Raw genomic sequence first — 23,568 nt, forward strand, 5'->3', positions numbered from 1 at the left:
CTTCCCTGCAGGAGCTGATGATGGCCGACACTCTGCTGACCGAAACCGCAGCCGCGATCGATGGCGCTCCGCCGCTGCCGATTCCGGAGAAGTTCCGCGATCCCAAGACCGGCGCCCTGCGCGTCGAGGCTCTGCTGAAATCCTATCTGGAGCTGGAACGCCGCCTGTCGTCGCAGGGGCGGTCGGGACAGGCGCCGCCGGACGGCGCATCCGGGCCGGCCTCCGAAGCCGCTCCCACTCCAGTCGATCCGGCCCCCTTCGATCCGGCCAACCTCGACCCGGCGCAGCTTCGCCGGCTGCTGGGCGCGCCGGAGACGCCGGACGGCTACAGCATCGCCTGCGACCATGGCCTGTTCCAGCCCGATCCGGACATCAACGGCCGCCTGCATGAGGCCGGCTATACCCCGAACCAGGCGCAGCTTCTCTACGATCTCGCCGCCGAGCGGATGATCCCGCTGATCCAGACCATGGCCGCCGAGTTCCAGGCCGAACGCGAGGTCGAGCGGCTGGTCGCCCGGTTCGGCGGAGAGGAGCGCTGGCGCGAGGTGTCGCGGCAACTGCTGGCCTGGGCCGGAAAGACCCTGCCGCCGGCCGCGGTGGAGGGGTTGGCGACCACCTACGAAGGTGTCATGGCGCTCTATGCGATGATGACCGGAAGCGAGCCCGCCGCCCTGTCGATGGCGGGCAACCGCCCGGCCGGCGGCGAGGGCGAGGCCGAACTGCGAACCCTGATGCGCGACCCGCGCTATTGGCGGGATCGCGATCCGGCGGTGATCGCCCGCGTCACCGAAGGGTTCCAGCGCCTTTATCCCGGCCAGCGCTGAGTTGAACCGTCGTCGGCCGCCATCCCCGCCGGCGCAAGGCGAGTGGCGGCCGACCCGAAGGACGGTGCAGGGACAAAGCGCCGCAGCATGCAACCTTCGTATGGGTTGGACAGGCATCTGTTGCGCGTGCGAAGAAAAATTGCATTGCACGGCTGAAACGAAGCCGTCACTTTCCCTTCTGCATGACTAACCGTCCGTTTACCGAACGGACAAGAGAGCGACGCCGGGCCCGATGACGCTGCGCCGCAAGATTCGCTGGCTGACCTGGATCGGCCTGATCGGCTGCCTGATGGCGGCGATTCCCGCGCTCTACCTGCTGCGGCAGGGCATGATCGCCGAGCGGGGGCAGGTCGCTGCCGCCCTGGTCGATTCGGCGGGCCTGCTGCTGCATGATCTGGAACGGTCGGCGTCCTCCGGTGCGATCTCCGGCGACGAGGCGCGCGACCGCGCGAGGACGGCCTTGCAGGCGCTGTCCGCCAAGCCCTTTCATGTCAGGATTTTCACGGACGGCGTCATTCCGCCGGGCTGGCCGGCCATCGACCGCGCAGTGACGGCGCAGGGACGGTTCGAGCCCTGGGGCTGGGCCATCGCCACCGCCGGCGACATCGGCGACCTCGACCGCGATTTCCTGATCGAGGCGTCGGGATTCCTGCTGTTCCTGGCGGCCTTGCTGGTGCTGAGCTGGCCGGGGTCGCGCTTCCTGTCGCAACATGTCGTCGGCCCCCTGGAAGCGCTGTCCGACCGCATGCGCCTGCTGACGGAGGGGCGGACCGACATCGACATTCCCGGCTGCGACCGCCGCGACGAATTCGGCGCGATGGCCCGCGCCATGGAGTTCTTCCGCCGCGCCGCCATCGCCCTGATCGAGCGGGACGAGCGGCTGGCCGGCATCATGAACAATGTCGGCGAGGCGATTCTGCTGGTCGACGCCTGCGGCCGGATCGAGGAGTACAACCCCGCCGCGGTGGCGCTGTTCGGCGTGCCTGCCGGGGACCCTGCCGGGGCTCTGCGCGGCCGGCCGCTGTCCGCGCTGTTCGCCGCCGCCGACCGCGCGCGGATCGATGCGCTGCTGGCCGGCATGGCGGCGGAGGCGGATGTTCCGGGGCCGGTGCGGGAGGAGGCGCTGGGGATCGAACGCGCGGGAAGCGGCGAACTGATCGACGCCTCGCTCAGCGTATCGCCGCTGGTGGTGCGGGGGCGGCGTGGCTTCGTCTGTGCACTGGCCGACGTGACGGAACGGCTGCGCCATGAGCGCGAGCTGATGCGTCTGGCCACCCGCGACCGGCTGACCGGCCTGCCCAACCGCGCGATGATCGAATCGCTGCTGGAGGCGGCGGTGGAGCGCAGCCGCCGTTACCGGCGCCCCTTCGCCGTGCTGTGCCTCGACCTGTCGCGCTTCAAGCTGATCACCGACACGCTGGGCCATCAGGCCGGCGACGCGCTGCTGCAGGAGGTGGCACGGCGGATCGTCGCCTCGGTGCGCGCCGCCGATCTGGTCGGCCGCATCGGCACCGACGACTTCGCCGTCGTGCTGGAGGAGATCCGCGATGCCGACGAGGCGGCGGCGATCGCCGGTCGCATCCTGGATGCCTTCGACGCGCCGGTCACCCTGCCGGGCTGCGAGCATTACGTCCGTCCGGCGGTCGGCATCGCCGTCTATCCGACCGATCTCGCCGGGGAAGGGGCCGCCGAGGGACGTTGGGATGCCGACGACCCGCAGGCGCTTCTGCGCTCGGCCGAGACGGCGCTCTATGCCGCCAAGCGGATGGGTGGGCGCCGCCATGCCTTCTTCCGTCCCGAACTGGCCGAACAGGCGCGGCGCCAGCTGGCGCTGGATGGCGATCTGCGGGCGGCGCTGGCGCTGAAGCAGTTCCGCCTGCATTACCAGCCCAAGGTGTCGCTGATCGACTACTCGCTGGAAGGCTTCGAGGCTCTGCTGCGCTGGGAGAAGCCGGGGGAGGGGGCAGGGGAGGGATCTGGGCGGGGAACCATGATCCCGCCCGGCGAGTTCATCCCGGTGGCGGAGGAGACCGGCTTCATCGTGCCGCTGGGCGACTGGGTGCTGGACGAGGCCTGCCGCCAGATGCGCGAATGGCTGGATGCGGGGATGGAGCCGGTGCCGGTCGCCGTCAACATCTCTCCCAAGCATCTGCGCAACCGCAGCGCCGAGGATTTCCAGCGCATCATCGACCGCCACGGCCTGCCGCCCGGCCTGATCGAGCTGGAGATCACCGAGGGCGCGGTGATGCAGGACATCGACCATGCGCTGGGCGTTCTTGCGTCGCTGAAGGCGATGGGCATCCGGGTGGCGGTGGACGATTTCGGCACCGGCCATTCGTCCTTGAGCTATCTGAAGCGGCTGCCGATCACCACGCTGAAGATCGACCGCTCCTTCATCAACGGCGTGCCGAACGAGCGCGAGGACGCCGGCATCGTTTCCACCATCATCGCCATGGCCGACATGCTGGGCCTGCATGTGGTCGCCGAGGGGGTGGAGAAGACGGAGCAGGCCAATTTCCTGCGCCACCACAACTGCACCCAGGTCCAGGGCTGGCTGACCGGCCGCCCGGTGCCGGCCGAGGCCGCCTGCCGCCTGTTGATGGAGCGGCTGCGGCAGGCGGCGCTAGGGGCTGCTTGAGGCGCCGCCTGAAGCCGGGCCAGAAGCCGGGCCAGAAGCCGGGATCGTCTTCCGCCGTGGGCGGGGGACCGTCAGTTCGGCCAGCGTGACCGGACGGAAATTCCAGACATCGACGCCGACGTCGATCTGCCGGGGCTGCGGCTTCAATTGGCCGTGGCTGTGGCCATGCAGGTTCAGCGCCCGGCGGTGCATGCCGTTCCAGGTGCGGAAGGCGTAATGGCACATCACCAGATCGGTGCCGTCCAGCGTCAGTTCGGCGTAATGCCCGACGCTGGCCCAGCCGGACAGCGCCAGCGTCGCCGGGCCGTCGTTGTTGCCGGCGATCAGGTGCTTTGTGCCGTTCAGCCGGCCGAGCAGCGCGGCCATGGCGTCGGGCTTCATGTGCAGGGCGAAGTCGCCGAGGTGCCAGACCTCGTCGCCGGGGCCGACGGTGGCGTTCCAGTTCGCCTCCATCGCCGCGTCCATCTCCGCGGTGGACTCGAAGGGGCGGCGGAAACGGCCGCGGGCGCCGCCATGGCCGAAATGGGTGTCGGAGGTGAAGTATACGGTCATCGACCGGTCAACGCCGGCGCGCCGTGGGCTGTTCCCTTACCGGGATCCCGCTTTGGGCGCGCCGGCCGCCCCATGCTCAGTGCTTGTGGTCGTCCGCCGCCGGGTCGAGGAAGCGGTGCAGATGGACGATGTAATAGCGGGTGTGGGCGTCGTCGATGGTCTGGCCGGTGGCGCCGCGCCATGCCTTGTAGGCGTCCTCATAGCTCGGGAAGATGCCGACGATGTGCAGCTTCGACGGATCGACGAACTGGTCCGAATCCGGACGCACGAGTTCGCCGCCGAACACGAGATGGAGGAGCTGTTTGTCGGGCATGACCTTTGTCCTTGTAGCCGGGAGTGATTGGGGAGTTATGGCTGTCTTTGCGCCGGCAGGCCGGCTGATGCGTCGCATTCTCATATCCGCCGTCCGGGCGGCGCTTCAAGCCTGTTGACAGGTCCACCGGCCTTTGCCACCACGGAACCGCGGCGTTTTCAGGATCAGCACAAAGAATCCGTCCATTTGCCGCAGATGACGGACGCCGAAGACACTGCCGAACACTGCGAGGATCGAGCGATGCCAAGTGGTCATACCGCGACTCGGGAGAAACACGGGCGCGAGCTGCGGATCTGGGACCTGCCGACCCGTCTGTTTCATTGGGCGCTGGTCGCCGCGGTGACGGTCGCGATTCTGTCGGCCGAGCTTGGTGTGCTTGATGTTCATATGTTGGCGGGTGAAACAGTTCTGATTCTCGTGCTGTTCCGGCTGGTCTGGGGCGTGGTCGGCAGCCAGACCGCGCGCTTCGCCCACTTCGTGAAGGGACCGGGCGCCATCCGCGACTATCTGAGGCGGTCGCGGACGGGCGGGGAGGCCGCCCTTACCCTGGGCCACAACCCGCTGGGCGCGCTGATGGTGGTGGCTCTGCTGCTGGTCCTGCTGGTCCAGGCCGGCAGCGGGCTGTTCACCAGCGACGATATCCTGGTCGACGGGCCGCTGGTGCCGCTGGTCTCCGGCGCCACCGTGGCGCTGCTGAGTTCGCTGCACCGGCTGCTCGCCAACGGCATCTTCGTGCTGGTCGGACTGCATGTGGTCGCGGTGTTCTTCTATCTGCTGGTCAAGCGGGACAATCTGATCCGCCCGATGGTCACCGGCCGCAAGATCCTGCCGGCGCGGTTGGCGGCGACGGAGCCGCGGCGCGCCCCGGCGGCGCTGGCCCTGGCGGTTCTGGCTGCCACCGCCGGGTTGGTCTTCCTGGTGCTGCGCGCCGCCGGCTGAACAGGAAAAAGCCCTTCCCCACGGCCGTGGGGAAGGGCTTCTTTCGTCAGGCCAGCCGCTTATTCGGAGCGGTAGCGCTGGTGGCAGGCCTTGCAGCTGTCGGCCATGGCGCCGAACGCCTTGCCCGTCGCGGCCTTGTCGCCCGAAGCGGCGGCGACCTTCAGCGCGTTGGCGGACGCCTGCAGGTCATGCGCCTTGGCGGTGAAATCCGGGAAGTTGGCCCAGATCAATTCCTTGGCCGCCGTCTTGCCCTTGTCGGAACCCGGCGGGAACAGGGTGGGGATCTTGGCGGCGAAGGCGTCGATGCGGTCGGTGACCGGGCCGATGGCGGCGAGGTCGCCCTTGCCCACCGCGTCCTTGATCTCGCCCATCGCCTTCTTGTAGTCCTCGAACCCGGCCTTGCGGGTCTGGATCACGTCCTGGGCCAGAGCAGCGCCGCCGGTCAGCATCAGCGCGGCCGACGCCGCAAGCACGATACGGGAAAACACGGTTCTCATCCCTTCTTTGAATTTTATCCCCCACGCCAGACGTTACACACCGCCATGCTGAAGCTGTCAAGTGAAGTGGGGGTGACGATGCCGCACCGTCACGGCGTTCATTTGTGTTGTAAGAAATAATGCTGCGATGGGTTGGATTCGGGATTTGCCGGTGGCGACATCTCGACCCTCGAATGGTTGGGAACGCCGAAGACTGTGGCCCGGTACGGCGCCGCCACAGGGCGGAAAAACCGCCGATCCCCGCGGTTTTCACCGGCCGAGCGGCCTTGCAACCGGGGTGGAGCGGAAGTAAGGTCCCGCCTCGCGCCTTCCACCCGGAGGGGCAGGCGTCGCACGACGTCTCCGCCACACCGTCTCCATAGCCCTGAGGGGGCCCATCGCCATGTCGATCATCGCGTCCCGCCTGTCCCGCATCAAGCCGTCGCCGACCATCGCCGTGACCAACAAAGCCCGCGAGCTGAAAGCGGCCGGTCGCGACGTCATCGGCCTGGGTGCCGGCGAGCCGGATTTCGATACCCCCGACAACATCAAGGCCGCCGCCATCAAGGCGATCGAGGCCGGTGACACCAAGTACACCGCGGTGGACGGCACCCCCGCCCTGAAGAAGGCGATCTGCGCCAAGTTCGAGCGCGAGAACGGCCTGAAGTACACGCCGGAGCAGATCACCGTCGGCGTCGGCGGCAAGCAGGTCCTGTACAACGCCCTGATGGCGACGCTGAACCAGGGCGACGAGGTCATCATCCCGGCCCCCTACTGGGTCAGCTATCCGGACATGGTGGAACTGGCGGAAGGCACGCCGGTCTTCGTCTCCTGCCCGGCCGAGCAGGGCTTCAAGCTGCAGCCCGCCGATCTGGAGAAGGCGATCACGCCGAAGACCAAGTGGCTGATCCTGAACTCGCCGTCGAACCCGTCGGGCGCCGCCTACACCCGCGCCGAGATGAAGGCGCTGACGGACGTGCTGGTCAAGCATCCGCATGTCTGGGTGATGACCGACGACATGTACGAACACCTGCTGTATGACGGCCTGGAGTTCGTCACCCCGGCCCAGGTCGAGCCGTCGCTGTACGACCGCACCCTGACCGTCAACGGCGTGTCGAAGTCCTATGCGATGACCGGCTGGCGCATCGGCTATGCCGGCGGCCCGAAGGAGCTGATCAAGGCCATCGGCGTCATCCAGAGCCAGTCGACCTCCAACCCGACCTCCATCGCCCAGGCCGCCGCCGTCGAGGCGCTGAACGGTCCGCAGGACTTCATCAAGGAGCGTGGCGAAGCCTTCCGCCAGCGCCGCGACCTGGTGGTGTCGATGCTGAACCAGGCCAACGGCATCAGCTGCCCGAAGCCGGAGGGCGCCTTCTACGTCTATCCGTCCTGCGCAGGCACGATCGGCAAGACCACCCCGGACGGCAAGGTGATCGAGACCGACGAGGATTTCGTCACCTACCTGCTGGAGTCGGAAGGCGTCGCCGTCGTCCAGGGCTCTGCCTTCGGCCTCGCCCCGCACTTCCGCATCTCCTACGCGACCTCGACGGAAGCGCTGGAAGAGGCGTGCAAGCGCATCCAGCGCGCCTGCGGCAACCTGCGCTGATCGTCGCGGCTACCGAGTAAGGAAAAGGGCCGGCATCCCATGGGGTGCCGGCCCTTTTCCTTTGTCGTGCGTTACTTCGCGGCGAGCATCCGGTCGATGGCGCCCAGCGAGAATTTCAGCACCGCTTCGTCGGCCAGCTTGCCGTCCTTGATCTTGTCGGCGACACCGCCGATGACGACCTGCGGGCCGGCCGTCAGCCTGGCGGGAAGCGCCAGCAGCGTGTCGTTCACCTGCTGATGCGCCCGCACGCCGCCGGTGAAGGCGGGGGAGTTGGAAATGACCAGCACCGGCTTGCCGATCAGCGCCGACTTGCCATAGGGGCGCGAGGCCCAGTCGAGCGCATTCTTCAGCACACCCGGCATGCCGTAATTGTATTCCGGCGTTACGATGACGACGCCGTCGGCCTCCGCGATGGCCTGACGCAGGGCATGGACCTCCGCCGGGGCGTCGGGATTGTCGATGTCCTGATCGTAGAGCGGCAGGCGCAGGTCGCGGATGTCCATGCTGACACCGGCCGGCAGAGCTTCCTGCAAGCCGCGCAGCACGGCCAGCGAGTTTGAGTTGCTGCGCAGGCTGCCGGGCAGGCCCAGCAGTTTTGCACGCACCGTTGCATCGGTCATGAAGCGGTTGCCTTTCTTCTGATTTCGCCGGGGGGAGCACCGGGTATTCCTGCGGGGCCGCCGCCCACCCTTGTCCCGGCACTGGATCCGATGGCGCTGACATGGTCGGTCCAGGCCCGGCTTTCCAACCCGTCATGGCCGAATTGTCGACACGGCAGGCCCGATGTGAGCGTCCGGTCCGGCTGTGACCATCTTGGGATCCGACTGTTGACGGAGGGGACGGCTACCTAATTAGAGGGTACACGAAGGATGGTGCGCGCAACCGGGCGTGTCCATCGATTTTGGCCTTATATGTGGGTGGATCGGAGATAGGGGAGGCAACATGGCGACGCGGCGACTGGACCGGGAAGACCACGTCCGTAAACATCTGGCGCTGATGCTGCAGGAATGGCAGGAGCAGACCGGCCGCGACATGGCGACGGCCACCGCGGACCAGCGGCTTCAGCACTGCACCACTCTGCTGATCGACCTGCTGGGCGAGGCGGAACGGGCGGACGAAGCCGCCATGGCCGAAGCCTGAAAGCCGCGGGAGCGGCCCCGGCATTGGAGCCGCCCCTGGCAGAAATGACGTCCTTACTGCGGCGCCATGCGGATGGCGCCGTCCAGGCGGATGACGTCGCCGTTCAGCATCTCGTTCTCCAGGATGTGCTGGACGAGGCGGGCGTATTCCTCCGGCTTGCCGAAACGCTTGGGGAAGGGAACCGTCGCGGCGAGGCTGTCCTGAACCTCCTGCGGCATGTTCAGCAGCATCGGCGTGCCGATCAGGCCGGGGGCCACCGTCATCACGCGGATGCCGTGACGGGCCAGATCGCGGGCGGCGCAGATGGTCAGGGCGACGATGCCGCCCTTCGACGCGGCATAGGCGGCCTGCCCGATCTGCCCCTCATAGGCGGCGACGGAGGCGGTGTTGACGATCACGCCGCGCTCGCCGCTGTCCAGCGGGTCCAGCTTCGCCATGTCGGCCGCAGCCAGCCGCAGGATGTTGAAGCTGCCGATCAGGTTGACCTCGATCACCGCGCGGAAATTCTCCAGCGGCATTGGGCCGTCGCGGCCGACGATGCGCTGGGCCGGGGCGATGCCGGCGCAGTTGACCGCGATGCGGGCCGGGCCGTGGGCGGAGCGCGCCTGATCGAGCGCCCGCTCGGCGGAGGCGCCGTCGGTGACGTCGCAGACCAGACCCAGCCCGCCAATCTCGTGCGCGGTCTTCAGAACTGCGTCCTCGTTGACGTCCAGCACGGTTACCTTGGCGCCGAGACCGGCCAGATGACGCGCCGTCGCCGCCCCCATGCCCGAGGCGCCGCCGGTGACGATGGCGGACAGACCCTGGATGTTCATGGCATCTCCTCCTTAATTGCGACCGGTCCGCGCATGGCGCCGGCCTTGTGTCCAACAGGATGCGATCGCACTTGTTGTTTACCAGATGGCCGGCGCACCATACCACACCGTATGGTGGGGGCCATCATGCCGACGAAGATGCCGCCGGCCGATTTTTCCGAATGGGACCGTCTTCCGAAAGGGTTTCAGCGTCCATGACAGCACCGTCCGCCGTCCCCTCCCTCGGCCCTTCCCTTGGCCCCTCCCTCGGCACCGGCACCGCACTGGCGGTTCCCGATCCCGACCGGGTCGAGCGTGACGAACGGCTGGTCCGCCGCCGTTTCTGGCAGAAGCTGCGCGCCAACCTGCACCGCATTCCTTTCCTGGAAGACCTGCTGGCCGCCTATTTCTGTGCGACCGATCCGGCAACTCCCTATCGGGCGAAGGCGATCCTGCTGGGGGCGCTGGCCTATTTCGTGCTGCCGGTGGATGCGATGCCCGACTGGCTGCTGATTGCCGGCTTCACCGATGACGCCGCGGTGCTCGCCGCCGCCGTGCAGACGGTGCGCGCCAATCTGACCCCGGCCCATTGGGGGCGGGCGAAGGAGGTTCTGCGCGCCGAAACCGGTGCCGGCGACGCGAGGACGACGGGCTAGGCGCGCCGCGCCTGCTCCAGCGCCGTCTTGCGTCCGTCGGCAGCGTCGCGGTGCATGGTGTAGAGGGCGGAGCCGGCGATCACCAGGGCGCCAACCCACCCCCATGGATCCATCGTCTGGCCGAAGGCGATCCAGGCGACGACGGCGGTGAAGGGCAGCCGGGCATAATCATAGGGCATCATCGCCGAGGATTCGGCCAGCGACAGCGACTTCGTCATTGCCAACTGGCCCAGCGTCAGCAGGCCGCCGAGCAGCGCCAGCCCGCCCAGAACGCTCCAACTCGGCCAAGTCCAGACGAACAGCGCCGGCACCAGCGCCATGGGGGTGACCAGCAGCCCCAGGAAGGTGACGATCACCATCGCATTGTCCCGCCGGCTGAGCAGCCGCATCTGCAGGATGGTGCCGGCGGCGGCGACGCAATGGACGAACAGCGCCAGAAAGGCCAGATCGATGGGCGCCGCGCCCGGCCTCAGCACGATGGTCACCCCGGCAAGACCGACGAAGATCGCGGCCCAGCGCCGTGGCCGCACCCGCTCCCGCAGGATCAGCGCCGCCCCAGCCGCGACGAACAGCGGGATGGCGAAGCTGACCGCCGTCGCGGTCGGCAGCGGAATCCGGGAGATCGCGTAGAACCATGCGCTCATGGCGCAGAGCGTGGTCAGCGCCCGCGTCACATAGGGCCCGAGCCGCCGTTCCGCCAGCACCGCCCGGCAGGCCGGCGCCCCGGCCGTCAGTGCCCAGGGCAGCATCCACATCAGGCTGAACAGGTTGCGGAAGAACACGACCTCCAGCGGATCCATCACCGTCGCGGCCCAATGCACGGCAGTGTTGCCGATCCCGAACAGCAGCGCCGACAGCAGCATGTATCCGGCACCGGCCAGAAGCTGGTTGGTCGGTGCACGCAGACGCGGGCCGGCGTCCATGGGGGAGGTGACGGTCACGATCAATCGTCCCTGACAAGCCGTTGGCGGATGATCCGGTCCAGCGCGTTGCCTGTGGCGTTAGCGCAAACATCAAGCCGTTCGGAACACCGGCGGCCGGTGCGGAGGCCGCGATGATCCTCTGGAGAAAATCACAAGGACGCAAGTAAAATATCGGGAAGAAGCGCGGCATACTCCCTTATGGCGCGTGTGGGCTCGACCGATATGAAACCGTTTGGGGCGGGTTTGATCGGGCCGACTCAGCGGATCGAGTCGTTGTGCAGCACCATCTCGGTCGCCAGACGGGCGGCGCACAGGTCGGCGAGGGAGGTGCCGACCGCCTTGAACAGGGTGATCTGGTCGTAGAAGCGCCGGCCGGCCCGCTCACCACGGCCCAATTCGAACAGGTCGCCGGCGATGTCGTCGGGGTTCAACACGCCGGAAGACACCGGCTGGGCGATGTCCCCGGCCTCGGCCGGCGTGCGGTCGCGGCTGTCGACGAAGACGCGGGCGCGGCGGATGCAGTCGTCGTCGGCCTCGCGCATGTCCGGCGTCACGCCGCCCAGCAGGTCCAGATGCTGGCCGGGCTGCAGCCAGTCGCCGCGGATCAGCGGCTCGCGCGCCGTGGTGGCGCAGGCGACGATGTCGGCGCCGCGCACCGCCCCTTCCAGGTCGGCGGTCGCCTCGATGCGGAATTTCGGCCGATGGAAGCGGGCGGCGAGCTTGCGCGCCTTCTGCGGATCCCGTCCCCAAACCAGCACATGGCGGATCGGCCGCACCGCGGTATAGGCCTCCACCAGTTCCAGGGCGAGGGGGCCGGTGCCGACCACCAGCATCCGTTCGGCATCCGGCCTTGCCAGATAGGAGGCGGCGAGCGCCGAGGATGCCGCGCCGCTGCGCCGGCCCAGCGCGGCGGAGGAGTCCATCAGCACCTGCGGCACGCCGGTCTTGCCGTCGACCAGCAGATAGACGCCCTGGGTCTGCGGCAGGTCGCTGCCGGCATTGTCGGGAAAGACGCTGTCGATCCGCACCCCGATCGCCTGATTCACCTCCCAGGCGGGGGTGATCAGCAGTGCGGCGTCACCGGTGCCGTAGGTCTCGACGCGGTGCCGATGGGCCGGCGGGGACTCCACGCCAGCGCGGAAGGTCTGCCGCAGGCGCTCGATCAGCATGCGGTGGTGCAGAACGGATCGAAGCTCGGCGCCGCTGACGGTGCGCATGGAACCCCCTTCCGCCGACCGGCATCCTGTCCTGCCCCCGGACTGCAGAAGGACGGGGAGGGGAGCCCTGCGACTGGCGACGCTTAGTGGACGGTCGGCGCGTTGTTCTCGGTGGCCGGGACCGGCAGGGCGGAGCCGGGCAGCGTGCCGGAGACCGGGCCGGAAACCGGGCGGGTGCTCTCGGCCAGACGCTTTTCGGCGGCGGCGGCGCGGGCCTGCGCCTCCTTCAGTTCACGCTCCAGATACAGGACGCGGTTGCCCTCGCGGCGGGCGCGGCGGCGATGGCGGCGCTGGCTGTTCCAGACGACGAAACCGCCGGCCAGGAAGCCCACCACCAGCGCCACCAGCGTGGCCAGATAGACCGGCGTGGCGAGCGTGAAGGGCAGCGGCCACAGCGACAGCGTCACGATCCCGCGGTTGGAGATCGCGAACAGGATCGCGACGAGGGCCACGGGAATGGTGACGATCCAGGAAATATGGCGCAAGGCGAAGGTTCCTTGAGAGATACGGCGAGAGATACGGCAGGGAGAATTGCCGGGCCGGCGCTCACTCCGTGTTCAGGCGCTCGCGAAGCTGCTTGCCGGTCTTGAAGAAAGGAATGCATTTCTCGCCGACGTCAACCGATTCTCCGGTCCGGGGGTTGCGACCCGTGCGCGCGTCCCGCTTCTTGATGGAGAAGGCGCCGAAGCCGCGCAGTTCCACCCGGTCGCCGCGCGCCAGCGCTTCGGTGATCTCGTCGAAGATGGTGCCGACGATCTTCTCGATGTCGCGCTGGTACAGGTGCGGGTTCCGCTCCGCCAGCCGTTGGATCAGTTCCGACTTGGTCATGATCGTTGACGTTCCCCCATTCGATGCGGGCGCTTATGGTCGGGCCGCGCCTCGCTTGGACAGCAGCGTGCCACCGGCCGCATGAGGCGTCAAGCCCCACCCGCCGTGCTAAGCCGTTACGACACAATCGTTTTTCCGGACGGTGGAAGTGGATTGCCGCCTGATTTCCGCAAACCGGCCGAAGGGGATCGCGGCAATCTCCGGCATGGATCGTGACGGAAATTTGAAAGCAATCAACGGCTTCGCGAAAGAAAACCCGATGCGGGCTCAGGCGCCGCCCAGCCGCGTCCCCTCCAGGATGGCGCCCTCCAGCACCGCCGACGAGCGGTCGCAGCCGGTCAGGTCGGCGAGGGTCAGGTCGCTGCCCTTCAGGTTGGTCTCAGTCAGCGAGGCGCCGGCAAGCCGCGCCCGCACCAGCGACGCGCGCATCACCTTGGCCCCGGCGCTGACCAGCAGCATCCCGAGATTGGCGCCGTCCAGCCGGCTGTCGATCAGGATGGCGCGGTCCAGCTTCACCCCGCGCAGGTCGGCGCGGCTGAGATCGGCGGAGCGCAGGTCGGCGCCGTCGAACTGGGCGGCCTGCAATTGGGCGCCGTTCAGCCGGGCGTGGCGCAGCCGGGCGCCGCTGCCCTTGGCCAGCGTCAGGATCTTGCCCGTCAGGTCGGCCCCCTCCAGGTTCAGCCCGGTCAGGTCGAGCTGGCAGCCCTGCTTGCCGCTGGTGCCCAGCCAGATCATGTGCTGGCGGAGCATGCTGTCCAGCTGGTCGACCGGCAGGGCCGGCAACTCGATGGCCGTCGTCTCCTCGGGTTCGGGCTCGGGCGCCGGAGCCTGGGGCGGTGTCTGCCGGGCGGCAGCGGCCTGTTCGTCGGTGCGGATCGCCTGTTCCAGCCCGTCCTGATCCAGGCTGGCCCCGTCGAGGATGGCGCCGCGCAGGTCGGAACCGTTGAGGTCGGCACCGCGCAGGTCGGCGCCGGAGAAATTGGCGTCGCGCAGGTCGGTGCGGTCCAGCCGGGCGCCGGCCAGCCGGGTGTTGGTGAAATCGGCCGCCCGCGCAAAGCTGCCCGACAGCTTGGCCCGCGCCATGTCGGCGTTGGTCAGTTTCGCCGACGCCATGTCGGCCGGGCCGGGGTCGAAGCCCACCACCTTCAGCTCGCCCGCGCTGTTGCGGTTGACCATGCTGCCGTCGCGCAGGTCGACCTCCACCATGGTGGCGCCGTCCAGCCGGGCGCCGCGGACGTTGGCGCCGCGCATGTCGGTGCGGAACAGCCGCGCCTCCGACAGGTCGGCCCCGCGCAGGTCGGCGCCATAGAGGTCGGCATGGTCCAGCACCGCGCCGCGCAGGTCGGCGTCACGCAGGATGGCGCCGGCCAGATGGGCGCCGGTCAGGTTGCGGCCGGCCAGCGACAGGCCGGACAGGTCGAAGAAGGGCAGGTTGGCGCGGGCGCCGTTCGGGCGTCCCTCGGCGAAACGGACATGGCGCTCGCACACGCGGTCGAGCTGGTCCTGGGTCAGGCGGATGCGGGATTTGCCGTCTTGCGCCATGGCCGGTCACGCGAACAGGGCGTCGATGTCGGCCTGGGAGATCCCGCCGCCACCGTCGCCGCCGGCCGGGGCGGCGGGCGGCGGAGGGGGCGGCGGGGCCGGCTTCGCGACGGGGGGCGGCGGAGGGGGAGGCGGCGGAGGAGGAGGGGAGGGCGCCACGTCGGCCGGCAGCGGTTCCGCCCGTTCCGCCACCTCCGGCACGCTGTTGAACAGCGCGTCGATGGCGTCCTGGCTGACCTCCGGCCCGCCCAGCTGCGGTCCGTTCAACAGATGGGCGTCGGGGCGGGTGTCGCCCAGCTTGCGGTGCGAGGCGACCTCGCCCGGCGCGTGATGCTGCGGGTCGGCGGCCGTCAGCCGCTCGACGCCCCAGATCTCGATCATCGTGTTCACGCGCTCTTCGATGTAGCGCAGCGTGTTGACGACCTTGGTGGTGCGCTGGCCGGTGATGTCCTGGAAGGAGCAGGCGGTCATGATCTCGATGCACCACGCCTCGATCGCGTCGATCCGCTCGGCCAGATCGTCGTCGTCGCGCGGGATCGACATGGTGATTTCCTGAATCTTCTCCGTCGCGTTCAGGATGTCGGTGGTGGCGCGTTCGGTGGCGGCGACGATCTCGTCCAACTCGCCGGTAGCCGCCTCGATGCGGTTGGACCCGGTGTCGGTCGCCTTCAGCGCGGCGATGTCGCTGCGCGCCTCGCGCACCACTTGGGTGATGGCGGTCAGCTCCTGCTGGATGCGCGGGTCCTCGCCGGGGACGAAGGAGGTGAAGGCGCTGGACGAGGTGCCGCTCAGCCGGTCGACCTGACCTTCCAGCCTGTCGACCAGCCGGTGGAACTCGTCGGAGGCGACGACGCGGCTGCGCCGGTCGCGCATGCGCAGAAAGGCCCGCCCCCGCGCCGTCTGCGACAGGGCCTCCTCCATCTGCAGATACTCTTGCTCGGTCAGTTCGAGCAGTGACCCGCCGCTCATAGCGCTCAACCCGTTTTCGACAGCCGCGCCGCCCCGGCATGTCCCGGGGCTGCGCCGACCCTGTCCTATACCACCCAATTTCTTTACCGGGAGTTTCCGCCGCCGCCGCGCTATCATCGCCGCAATGGAGTGGCCGGAGGGCGGCCGGAAGGTGGACAACCTTGAACCGACTTCTTTTTTGTCCCAAATCAGCCCGATCTGGCGACGATCGCGACAAGAAATTCCCAGCAAGAAAGGAAATGACCATGAAGAGGGCGGTGCGTCCGGTGGTGTTTGCTGCGGCGGTCGGACTGGCGGCGCTGACCGGCGGCGCGCTGGTCGCACCGGCCGACTCGGCGCTGGGCCGCTTGGGTTCCGCCATCGGCCTCGGCGCTTCGCCCGCGGCGGCGGCACTTCCCCTGGGCGCGGTCGGCGGCGGCACCATCGCCCCGATGCTGGAGCAGGTGACGCCGGCCGTCGTGAACATCTCGGTGCTGAGCCAGGCGCCCCAGGCGGAAAACCCGCTGCTGCGCGACCCCTTCTTCCGCCGCTTCTTCAACCTGCCGGACCAAATGCCGCAGTCCCGTCCGCAGGTCAGCGCCGGGTCGGGCGTGATCGTCGACGCCCGCAACGGCTATGTCGTCACCAACAACCATGTGGTGGAGAACGCGCAGGAGATCGCCGTCACCCTGAAGGACCGCCGCCGCCTGCGCGCCAAGCTGATCGGCCGCGACGCCGCCACCGACATCGCCCTGCTGCAGATCAAGGCGGAGGGGCTGACCGCGCTGCCGCTCGGCGACTCGGACCGCTCACAGGTCGGCGACTTCGTCGTCGCCATCGGCAACCCGTTCGGGCTGGGGCAGACGGTGACCTCGGGCATCGTCTCGGCGCTGGGCCGCAGCGGGCTGAAGATCGAGGGGTACGAGGACTTCATCCAGACCGACGCCTCGATCAATCCCGGCAACTCCGGCGGCGCGCTGGTCAATTTCCAGGGCGAGCTGATCGGCATCAACACCGCCATCATCGGCCCCGCCGGCGGGTCTGTCGGCATCGGCTTCGCCGTGCCGGTCAGCATCGTCCGTTCGGTGATGGAACAGCTGCGCGAATATGGCGAGGTGCGGCGCGGCCGGCTGGGCGTGGCCATCCAGGACCTGACGCCCGACCTTGCGGAAAGCATGAGCCTGAAGGGTGACGAGGGCGCGCTGATCGCCAAGATCGAACGCGGTTCGCCGGCCGACAGCGGCGGCTTGCGCAGCGGCGACGTGGTGATCGCGGTCGATGGACGTCCCATCCGCAGCGCCACCGATTTCCGCAACCGCATCGGCCTTCTGCGCGTCGGCACGCCGGTGCAGTTGACGGTGATGCGCGAGGGCGGGCAAAAGTCCGTCACCGTCCGTACCGCCCGCTGACCGAACCCGCCGACCATCGAGGAGCCACCCCGTACCGGCATGATGCGTTCCAACCCACCCCGCCGCCCGGCCGCCCCGCCGGCGCCCAACCCCGGCCGCAGCGCGGCCCAGCGGCAGCGCGAGATCGCGACGCTGCTGATGCGGCTCGACGCCATGCTGAAGCAGTCGGCGGAGCTGGCGCAGACGGCGCGCGAGCGGGTGTCGGTCGGCGGGCTGGCCCGCTACCGCCGCTTCAGCCGGCGGGTTCGCGACTTCTTCGCGCTGGCCGCCCTGACGCAGGAGCGGCTGGATGCGGCGCCGGAGGAGATGGAGGATCTGATCGATCCCATGACCACCGCGCTGGAGCGTCTGCACGCCCGCATGGTGGTCCAGTTCGTGGAGGGCAGCGCCGGCTTCTTCGCCAGCTTCGCGCGGGTGAAGGCGCTGCCCATCGGCACCCACGAGATGTGCGGGGTGGAACTGCGCGGCGTGCTGGAGATCCGCAAGTTCCTCGACGACCCGCTCTATGAGGGGGAGCGGGGACAGGCCCTGCGCGCCGAGGCCGACCGCATCGCCGCCCTGATCCGCCGGGTGATGGACCGCATTCCGCCGCTGCCCGATTTCGGCGACGAACCCAGCATCGGCCCGCGCGGCACGCTGAACAGTCCGCTGAAGGGGCCCAACGCCCATATGCCGCCCGGCCGCGCCGCCGCCCGACCGGCCGCGGCTCGGCCGGCCAACATGCCGCCGCCCGCTCCACCGGCGCCGAACCCCAGCACCGAAGTCCGTTCGCTGAGCCTCGACCAGTTCGAGGACGACGAGGAGGAATAGGAAGGGGAGGGGGCCGGATCGACTGTCCTGCCCCCATTTCCTCCCACCGGCCGCTTTTTTACCGGCGGTGCTTGCCCTCATCCGCCGTCAATGCGCCGACCGCGGCGCCGGCGGCACCGCCCAACAGGCCGCCGTAGATCGCGCTGCCGCCGGTCACGGCGCCGATGGCGGCACCGCCGGCCGCACCGATGGCGCCGCCGGTCAGCGCGCGGTTCTCGCGATGATTCAGGTTCGAACAGCCGCCGAGCAGCGTCGCGCCGATCAGCAGCGCCGTCGCCCCGGTGGTGAATGTCCGCATGGTGGTCTTCATCGGTCTCTTCCTTCAAACATAGGCACGGCAACATGAGGGACCGCCGCCGATGCCGCGTCGTCGGGCAAGGCTGGGCGGTCAAGCTTATGTTTGGTGAGCGCCGCCGCCCGGTGCTGTGACCATTTCGGGGTATCCGCCCTAACCAGCCGGAGCATTCCACCCCATTCGGTATTTCAAGATCGCGGAAGATGGCGGCGAAGGCCAGGGGACCGGCGGCCAGAACGACCAATGTCGGCGGGCTCAAATTTCCTTCATTCCAATATGGTTACCGAATTGTGTGGTAAGACCACGTCGATTGTGTACGAGCGATTACAAAGAGTCGCAAGATTCCCGATGAAAAATCCTTGTGGCTTGTCTAGGACATCCTTTCGGTCCCGAAGCGTCATGCTTTCGGGAAACAGAGATCGGCCGTTGCCGCGGGTGCATGGATTCTCCGCGGCGAAAGGCCGGCACAGGGAAGACCAGAGATGACGATCAGAAACAGGGATTTGGACAGGGACGGACCAACTCGCCTGCCATCCGCGCCGCCGCCCGATGCGCAATTGGGACGGATCATCGAAATGGCGTTCACCGGCTTGTGGGTGATCCGGCGCCAGGGGGCATTGACGGAGGTCGGCGGGCGGCTCTATTGGCCCGACCGCGCTTCGTTGGAACGCGCGGCGGCACAGGCCGGCGTGCAACTGTCCGACATCATCATCCACACCGGCCGACCGGGTTCCGACCGGCGATAGGCGGACGGCCATTCTCCTTCCGGGGGATGGGAACGCGACGAACGGACAGTTGCGCGGGTGACAGTCTTCTTCCAATATCCGATGGATCGGCGACCGCCAGGACTGGGCGTTCTGCAATCTCCGTTTCATTGGGGCCTATGGAAGACATCGACCGCCAAAGAACGCTTGCCTATTTCGAAAGGCTGGGTAAAGAGCGGGTTCGACTCTATACCGCCATCGACTGCGACCGTTTTCTCGGTGACTGGCAGGTCCGTGAATTGGCCGACCAGTGGCTTGACGCCAAGAACGCGGAAGACAGGCCACGCTTGCTGGGCCGGCCGTTGTGGCGGCGGCTGTTGTCCGACCGTCGCCCCTGACCGCTCTCCCCCTCGACCCCGCTTCGGAAACAGCACCGGCCATCCGGTCACCCCTTGGGCCGGCGTGACGTCGAAGGCGTGGTTGGCGGCGATGCCTCCACCGTTCGGCCTGATGGTGAGAGAGGCCATGCCGTCGATCCGCATAAAACCTACCCCTCCTTGCCGCTCCAAGCGTCGCCCTATCCCTACCAACGCGGGATGACTTTGTCGGCACCCCACAATAGGTGGTGGCTGCTGCCGCTTGAACACGGGTAGCGTTTGGCGGAACCGTCACCCGCCGGGCGGTGTTACCGTTTCCGGCTAAGCAAGAAGTGGCCGTATCCCCACATGGTTTCCGAAACGATGCCGTTGCGCGCGCTGCGTTCCCATCCCTCCCCGCTCTACCGGTTGCCCGGTTCGGCGCTGGTCCTGATTGCCTGCACCGCCGCGGTTCTGCTGACCATCGGGCTGTCGGCGGTCTTCGCTTGGCGTGATCGCGACGAGGCGGTCCGGCAGGCGACCGGCGTCGCCGGCAACATCGGACTGCTGGCGGCGGAGCATGCCGCCCGGCTGATCGAGTCGGGCGACCTGCTGCTGACCCAGACGGCGACGCTGGCCGGTCCGGCCGGGACGCCGCTGCCCGACGATGCGGCGACGCGCGACCGCATGGCCCTGCTGGCGGCCAGCGCCCCCCATGTGGTCGGGCTGGAGATCCGTGACCCGTCGGGCGCGCTGCTGCTGTCGAGCCTGCCCGAGGCGGTATCAGGCGGCGCCCGGCCGGCACTGAAGCCGGACGGCATGGCCATCGGCATCGGGCGGATGGGGGGCAGACCAGGGGGGCGTTCGGTCATCACCCTGGCGCAACCCCTGCCGGGTGCGGCAGGCGGCACGCCACGTGGCTGGGCGGTGGCCGGGCTGGACGCGCGGGCCTTCCGCGACGTCTACCGCTCGCTCGACGTCGGCTACGGCCACAGCATCGCCATCCTGCAGCCGGACGGCACCCCGCTGCTGCGCGAACCGGAGGACGGCGGCATCATGGGCGGCAATGCCGGTGATGACACCGCCAGCCATGCCGACGACATCGTCGTCACCCGCCCGGTGGGCGACACCGGCCTGTCGGCCATGGTGACCATCGCCACCGGCAGCGTTCTGCACCGCTGGAGCGAGCGGCTGTGGATCTACGCCGCCTTCGCCGCCGCGGCCTGCGCCACGGTCGCGGTGATCGGCGCCCTCGCCATCCAGCGTGCCCGGCGCGAGCGCGAGGCGGAGGACGCCCTGCAGCACGCCTACGACACGCTGGAGGAGCATGTCCACCAGCGTACCGCCCAGCTGGAGCGCGCGAACGCCCAGCTGGAAGCGGCGGTGACCGACAAGGAGGTCCTGCTGAAGGAGGTGCAGCACCGGGTGAAGAACAACCTTCAGGTCATCTGCAGCCTGCTGCGCCTGCAGGCGGCCAGGATCGACGAACAGGCCCGCCGCGGCTTCGACGAGAGCCTGCGCCGCATCCAGACCATGAGCCTGCTGCACGAACTGCTCCACCGCTCCAACGAGCCGGCGCACATCAACTTCGCCGACGCGCTGCGCCAGATGTGCGACGGGCTGGTCCGCTCCGACAATCCGACCGCCGCCCGGCTGGAACTGGAGGCGCAGGACTGGATCGTCGACGCCGACCGCGCCACGCCGCTCGCCATCGCCACCAGCGAATTGGTGTCGAATGCCCTGCTGCATGCTTTCCCGCACGGGCATCCCGGCACCGTGCGCGTGATGCTGGAGCGCGACGAGGCCGGCATGCGGCTGATCGTGCGCGACGATGGCGTCGGACTGCCCGCCGGCATGCCGAGCCAGCACAAGCGTCCCGGTCGCGGCGGTTCCAGCAGCGGGCTCGGCCTGAATCTGGTGCAGGCGCTGTCCCATCAGGCCGGCGCCACGCTGAAGATCGAGCGCGACGGCGGCACCATCTTCACCCTGACCATTCCCGAACAGCCGGCCCGCCAGCGCGCCAAGACTGCGGCCTAGGGAAGCATCCGCCTGAAGTGTCCGCCGGAAACGGAAAGGACCTCCCCATCCTGCCGGACGGGGAGGCCCTGACCCTGCGTCGCAAACCGCGCCTTGTGGCCGGTCCCGCGACTATTCCAGCATGCTGCGCAGCATCCAGGCGGTCTTGTCGTGGATCTGCAGGCGCTGGGTCAGCAGGTCGGCGGTCGGCTCGTCGCTGCCCTGTTCGGCCAGCGGGAAGACGCTGCGGATGGTGCGGGCGGCGGCCTCGTGGCCTTCGACCAGCTGGCGGATCATGTCGTTCGCCTTGGGAACGCCAGTCTCCTCCTTGATCGAGGCCAACTGCGCGAACTGCGAGACGCTGCCCGGCGCCGGATAGCCCAGCGCGCGGATGCGCTCCGCGATCTCGTCGAGCGCGGTCCACAGCTCCGTGTACTGGGTCATGAACATGGTGTGGAGCGTGTTGAACATCGGCCCGGTGACGTTCCAGTGGAACGAATGGGTCTTGATGTAGAGCGCGAAGGTGTCGGCCAGAACCTTGTTCAGCCCTTCGGCAATGGATTTGCGGTCTGCGTCCGAGATCCCGATGTCGATCTTCATTTTTCGATCCCTTTTGTTGGGTCCTGCAACGTACCCCGGCCTTGGCCCCGGCTCCGGCGCGGCCGTGACCGGCCGCCGCCCCGCGGTCCCGGGACAACAGCTTGGGCGCAGGCGGATCGTTTCAAGTCCGATGCGGCCAAACTTCGCGCCCAAACCCCGAGGATGGGTGACGAGACCTCGGGGTATGTGCCGCCCAACGCGCCCCTCCCGGCCGCCCCATCAGCCCGCCCGCAGCCGGCCGATGAAGTGGGTCACTTCCCGGTTCAGCGTCGATGCCTGACCGTCCAGCAGTTCCGCGGCGCGCAGGACCTCGCCCGCCGCGGTGCCGGTCTCCCCGGCGCTGGTCGACACCGTCGCGATGGTCTGCGAGACCTCGGCGGTGCCGGCGGCGGCCTCCTGCACGTTGCGGGTGATCTCCTCCGTCGCGGCAGCCTGCTGTTCCATGGCGCCGGCGATGGAGCCGACGATCTCGTCGATGCCGACCACCGTCTCGCCCACCCCCTTGATGGCGGCGACGGCGGCCCCGGTCACCTGCTGCATGGAGGTGATCTGGGTGCCGATCTCCTCGGTCGCCTTGGCCGTCTGGGTGGCGAGGCTCTTCACCTCGCTCGCGACCACGGCGAAGCCCTTGCCGGCCTCGCCCGCCCGCGCCGCCTCGATGGTCGCGTTCAGCGCCAGGAGATTGGTCTGGGCGGCGATGGAGTTGATGAGGCCGACGATCTCGCCGATGCGGTTGGCGGCGTCGGACAGGCCGACGACATGGGCGTTGGTTTCCTCCACTGCCCGCACGGCGCCGCGCACCATGTCGAAGGAGCGGCGGACCTGACCGCCGATCTCGGCGATGGAGGCCGACATCTCTTCCGTCGCGGCGGCAGCCGTCTGGACGCTGCTTCCCGCCTGGGCACTGGCGGCGGCGACGGTGGCGGCCTGCCGGTTGGCGCTGTTGGCGCGTTCCAGCATGCCGGCGGCGTTGCTGCGCACCTGATGGGCGCCGGCCCCCACCTGCTGCACCACCTCGGCCACGCGGGCCTCGAACAGGTCGGCCAGCTCCCGGATGGCGCGGTGCTTTTCCGCCTCCGCCTCCGCCTTCTGGCGCTGCTGGTCGGCGGTCAGCCGCTCCACTTCGCGGGCGTTGGTCTGGAACACCTCCAGCGCGCGGGCCATGGCGCCGATCTCGTTGCGCATCCAGCCGCCCTCGACCGCGGTGTCGAGCTTTCCGGCGGCCAGATCGGCCGTGTTGCTGGACAGCCGCTGCAGCGGCCGGGTGATCGACCGCGCCAGCAGCAGACCGGCCGCCATCATCGCCGCCAGCAGCCCGGCCATCACCAGCGCGAAGTCGCGGCGGGCGGTGGCCGCGGCATCGCGGGTGGCCTGGGTGGCGGCGGCGGTGGAGCGGCCGATGGCCTCCTGCGTCTCCATCACCTTGGCGGTCAGGGCGGCGAACTGGTCGTCGGTGTGGGCCATCATCGGGATGCCGATCAGGCGGTCGATGGCCGCCATCTGGTTCATCTCGTCCACCGCCTTGGCGTAGGCGCCGATCCGCACCGACACCTCGTCCAGCATCGCCCGCTCCGACTCGGCCAGCGGCATGGCGCGCAGTTCCGCGATGGCGGTGCGCGCCTTGCCCAAATTGGCGGCGATGGCGTCGCGCATGGCCTGCAGCTTCGCCTCCTCGATGCCGGAGCCGGACAAGGCCAGGTGCCGCGACACGTCGCTGTGGATGACATAGGCGATGGCGACCAGCCGGTCGATCCGGCCCAGCCGCTCCGCCGCCTCGCGGTGGATGCCGTCCACGGCACCCAGCGCCTGCTCCGACTGGCGGTCGGCCAGCGCCAGCGCCGCCACCGTCAGGACGATCCCCATCAGGGGAGCCGCGAAGACCCGGCCCGCCACCGACAGGCCCGACAGACGCGCAAAGACACCGCCGTTCATGCTCACCCCCAACAGTTCCACCCCCAACGGCTCCACCTGCCGGTCACCGC

25 protein-coding genes are annotated in these 23,568 nt (G+C 68.8%); 11 read left to right on the top strand and 14 right to left on the bottom strand.

Going from position 1 to position 23,568, the window contains the following annotated elements; all coding sequences use genetic code 11:
* Window positions 1-17: 17 nt before the first annotated feature.
* Together FZ029_RS14315 and FZ029_RS14320 are read left to right on the top strand one after the other, a co-directional pair.
* Complete coding sequence (locus tag FZ029_RS14315) at window positions 18-824, top strand: hypothetical protein (protein ID WP_247892307.1); 807 nt, start codon at window positions 18-20, stop codon at window positions 822-824.
* A 232-nt stretch (window positions 825-1,056) separates the two neighbouring features.
* Window positions 1,057-3,462 (top strand): EAL domain-containing protein, encoded by a 2,406-nt coding sequence (locus FZ029_RS14320; RefSeq protein WP_149269838.1) that lies wholly within the window; start codon window positions 1,057-1,059, stop codon window positions 3,460-3,462.
* Here the strand turns inward: FZ029_RS14320 and FZ029_RS14325 are convergent.
* Both FZ029_RS14325 and FZ029_RS14330 read right to left on the bottom strand, forming a co-directional pair.
* Window positions 3,448-4,014 carry a metallophosphoesterase family protein gene (locus tag FZ029_RS14325; protein WP_149269839.1) on the bottom strand — a complete coding sequence of 189 codons (567 nt, stop codon included), beginning with the start codon at window positions 4,012-4,014 and terminating at the stop codon, window positions 3,448-3,450. The genes FZ029_RS14320 and FZ029_RS14325 overlap by 15 nt on opposite strands.
* 76 nt (window positions 4,015-4,090) lie before the next feature.
* Window positions 4,091-4,327: a DUF4170 domain-containing protein gene (locus FZ029_RS14330; protein WP_014248961.1), complete on the bottom strand. Its 237-nt coding sequence runs from the start codon at window positions 4,325-4,327 to the stop codon at window positions 4,091-4,093.
* A 240-nt stretch (window positions 4,328-4,567) separates the two neighbouring features.
* Between FZ029_RS14330 and FZ029_RS14335 the strand changes: the two genes are divergently transcribed.
* Window positions 4,568-5,266, top strand: a complete 699-nt coding sequence (locus tag FZ029_RS14335) for a cytochrome b/b6 domain-containing protein (protein WP_149269840.1) — start codon at window positions 4,568-4,570, stop codon at window positions 5,264-5,266.
* A gap of 59 nt (window positions 5,267-5,325) precedes the next feature.
* Here FZ029_RS14335 and FZ029_RS14340 read toward each other — a convergent pair whose 3' ends face one another.
* Window positions 5,326-5,763 carry a cytochrome c gene (locus tag FZ029_RS14340; protein WP_149269841.1) on the bottom strand — a complete coding sequence of 146 codons (438 nt, stop codon included), beginning with the start codon at window positions 5,761-5,763 and terminating at the stop codon, window positions 5,326-5,328.
* 382 nt (window positions 5,764-6,145) lie between these two features.
* Here FZ029_RS14340 and FZ029_RS14345 point away from each other — a divergent pair, with 382 nt between their 5' ends.
* On the top strand, window positions 6,146-7,348 hold the full coding sequence (locus FZ029_RS14345) for an aspartate transaminase (RefSeq protein ID WP_109155111.1): 1,203 nt from the start codon (window positions 6,146-6,148) through the stop codon (window positions 7,346-7,348).
* A gap of 71 nt (window positions 7,349-7,419) precedes the next feature.
* Here the strand turns inward: FZ029_RS14345 and FZ029_RS14350 are convergent, their stop codons facing one another.
* Complete coding sequence (locus FZ029_RS14350) at window positions 7,420-7,968, bottom strand: NAD(P)H-dependent oxidoreductase (protein ID WP_149269842.1); 549 nt, start codon at window positions 7,966-7,968, stop codon at window positions 7,420-7,422.
* A gap of 322 nt (window positions 7,969-8,290) precedes the next feature.
* Between FZ029_RS14350 and FZ029_RS14355 the strand changes: the two genes are divergently transcribed.
* Complete coding sequence (locus FZ029_RS14355) at window positions 8,291-8,488, top strand: hypothetical protein (RefSeq protein ID WP_149197762.1); 198 nt, start codon at window positions 8,291-8,293, stop codon at window positions 8,486-8,488.
* Window positions 8,489-8,541: 53 nt separating this feature from the next.
* Here FZ029_RS14355 and FZ029_RS14360 read toward each other — a convergent pair whose 3' ends face one another.
* On the bottom strand, window positions 8,542-9,303 hold the full coding sequence (locus tag FZ029_RS14360) for an SDR family NAD(P)-dependent oxidoreductase (protein WP_085090432.1): 762 nt from the start codon (window positions 9,301-9,303) through the stop codon (window positions 8,542-8,544).
* Between the two features lie 194 nt (window positions 9,304-9,497).
* Here FZ029_RS14360 and FZ029_RS14365 point away from each other — a divergent pair, with 194 nt between their 5' ends.
* Window positions 9,498-9,938 carry a YkvA family protein gene (locus FZ029_RS14365; RefSeq protein ID WP_149269843.1) on the top strand — a complete coding sequence of 147 codons (441 nt, stop codon included), beginning with the start codon at window positions 9,498-9,500 and terminating at the stop codon, window positions 9,936-9,938.
* Here FZ029_RS14365 and FZ029_RS14370 read toward each other — a convergent pair.
* From FZ029_RS14370 to FZ029_RS33000, 6 genes are all read right to left on the bottom strand, one after another.
* Window positions 9,935-10,879, bottom strand: a complete 945-nt coding sequence (locus FZ029_RS14370; protein WP_246457640.1) for a DMT family transporter — start codon at window positions 10,877-10,879, stop codon at window positions 9,935-9,937. The genes FZ029_RS14365 and FZ029_RS14370 overlap by 4 nt on opposite strands.
* Window positions 10,880-11,118: 239 nt before the next feature.
* The gene (locus FZ029_RS14375) at window positions 11,119-12,078 is read right to left on the bottom strand and encodes an ornithine cyclodeaminase family protein (protein ID WP_149269844.1); all 960 of its coding nucleotides are present in this window, start codon (window positions 12,076-12,078) and stop codon (window positions 11,119-11,121) included.
* 83 nt (window positions 12,079-12,161) lie between these two features.
* On the bottom strand, window positions 12,162-12,563 hold the full coding sequence (locus FZ029_RS14380; protein ID WP_149269845.1) for a lipopolysaccharide assembly protein LapA domain-containing protein: 402 nt from the start codon (window positions 12,561-12,563) through the stop codon (window positions 12,162-12,164).
* A gap of 61 nt (window positions 12,564-12,624) precedes the next feature.
* Window positions 12,625-12,906, bottom strand: a complete 282-nt coding sequence (gene ihfB / locus FZ029_RS14385; protein ID WP_085090428.1) for an integration host factor subunit beta — start codon at window positions 12,904-12,906, stop codon at window positions 12,625-12,627.
* 267 nt (window positions 12,907-13,173) lie between these two features.
* Window positions 13,174-14,448, bottom strand: a complete 1,275-nt coding sequence (locus tag FZ029_RS14390; RefSeq protein ID WP_149269846.1) for a pentapeptide repeat-containing protein — start codon at window positions 14,446-14,448, stop codon at window positions 13,174-13,176.
* Window positions 14,449-14,454: 6 nt separating this feature from the next.
* Entirely contained in the window at window positions 14,455-15,417 is a 963-nt protein-coding gene (locus FZ029_RS33000) for a hypothetical protein (RefSeq protein WP_188051939.1), read from the bottom strand.
* Between the two features lie 245 nt (window positions 15,418-15,662).
* Between FZ029_RS33000 and FZ029_RS14400 the strand changes: the two genes are divergently transcribed.
* Both FZ029_RS14400 and FZ029_RS14405 read left to right on the top strand, forming a co-directional pair.
* On the top strand, window positions 15,663-16,805 hold the full coding sequence (locus tag FZ029_RS14400; RefSeq protein ID WP_149269847.1) for a Do family serine endopeptidase: 1,143 nt from the start codon (window positions 15,663-15,665) through the stop codon (window positions 16,803-16,805).
* 39 nt (window positions 16,806-16,844) lie between these two features.
* Window positions 16,845-17,615, top strand: a complete 771-nt coding sequence (locus FZ029_RS14405; RefSeq protein WP_149269848.1) for a hypothetical protein — start codon at window positions 16,845-16,847, stop codon at window positions 17,613-17,615.
* A gap of 58 nt (window positions 17,616-17,673) precedes the next feature.
* Here the strand turns inward: FZ029_RS14405 and FZ029_RS14410 are convergent, their stop codons facing one another.
* Window positions 17,674-17,925 (bottom strand): hypothetical protein, encoded by a 252-nt coding sequence (locus FZ029_RS14410; protein WP_149197771.1) that lies wholly within the window; start codon window positions 17,923-17,925, stop codon window positions 17,674-17,676.
* Window positions 17,926-18,485: 560 nt separating this feature from the next.
* Here FZ029_RS14410 and FZ029_RS33005 point away from each other — a divergent pair.
* The 3 genes from FZ029_RS33005 to FZ029_RS14420 all read left to right on the top strand — a co-directional run bounded on the left by FZ029_RS33005 (window position 18,486) and on the right by FZ029_RS14420 (window position 21,007).
* A complete protein-coding gene (locus tag FZ029_RS33005; protein WP_188051940.1) occupies window positions 18,486-18,656 on the top strand; it encodes a hypothetical protein in 171 nt (56 codons plus the stop codon).
* Between the two features lie 137 nt (window positions 18,657-18,793).
* The gene (locus FZ029_RS14415) at window positions 18,794-19,012 is read left to right on the top strand and encodes a hypothetical protein (RefSeq protein WP_149197773.1); all 219 of its coding nucleotides are present in this window, start codon (window positions 18,794-18,796) and stop codon (window positions 19,010-19,012) included.
* Between the two features lie 327 nt (window positions 19,013-19,339).
* Window positions 19,340-21,007, top strand: coding sequence for a sensor histidine kinase (locus tag FZ029_RS14420; RefSeq protein WP_149269849.1), 1,668 nt, complete (start codon window positions 19,340-19,342; stop codon window positions 21,005-21,007).
* Window positions 21,008-21,118: 111 nt separating this feature from the next.
* On the opposite strand, the gene FZ029_RS14425 is transcribed toward FZ029_RS14420, so the two are convergent.
* Both FZ029_RS14425 and FZ029_RS14430 read right to left on the bottom strand, forming a co-directional pair.
* Window positions 21,119-21,586 carry a Dps family protein gene (locus FZ029_RS14425; RefSeq protein WP_149269850.1) on the bottom strand — a complete coding sequence of 156 codons (468 nt, stop codon included), beginning with the start codon at window positions 21,584-21,586 and terminating at the stop codon, window positions 21,119-21,121.
* 219 nt (window positions 21,587-21,805) lie between these two features.
* Window positions 21,806-23,518 carry a HAMP domain-containing methyl-accepting chemotaxis protein gene (locus FZ029_RS14430; RefSeq protein ID WP_149269917.1) on the bottom strand — a complete coding sequence of 571 codons (1,713 nt, stop codon included), beginning with the start codon at window positions 23,516-23,518 and terminating at the stop codon, window positions 21,806-21,808.
* Window positions 23,519-23,568: the final 50 nt, after the last annotated feature.

Origin of the sequence: Azospirillum sp. Sh1, from assembly GCF_008365135.1 — a bacterium.
Classification (GTDB): Bacteria; Pseudomonadota; Alphaproteobacteria; order Azospirillales; family Azospirillaceae; genus Azospirillum; species Azospirillum oryzae.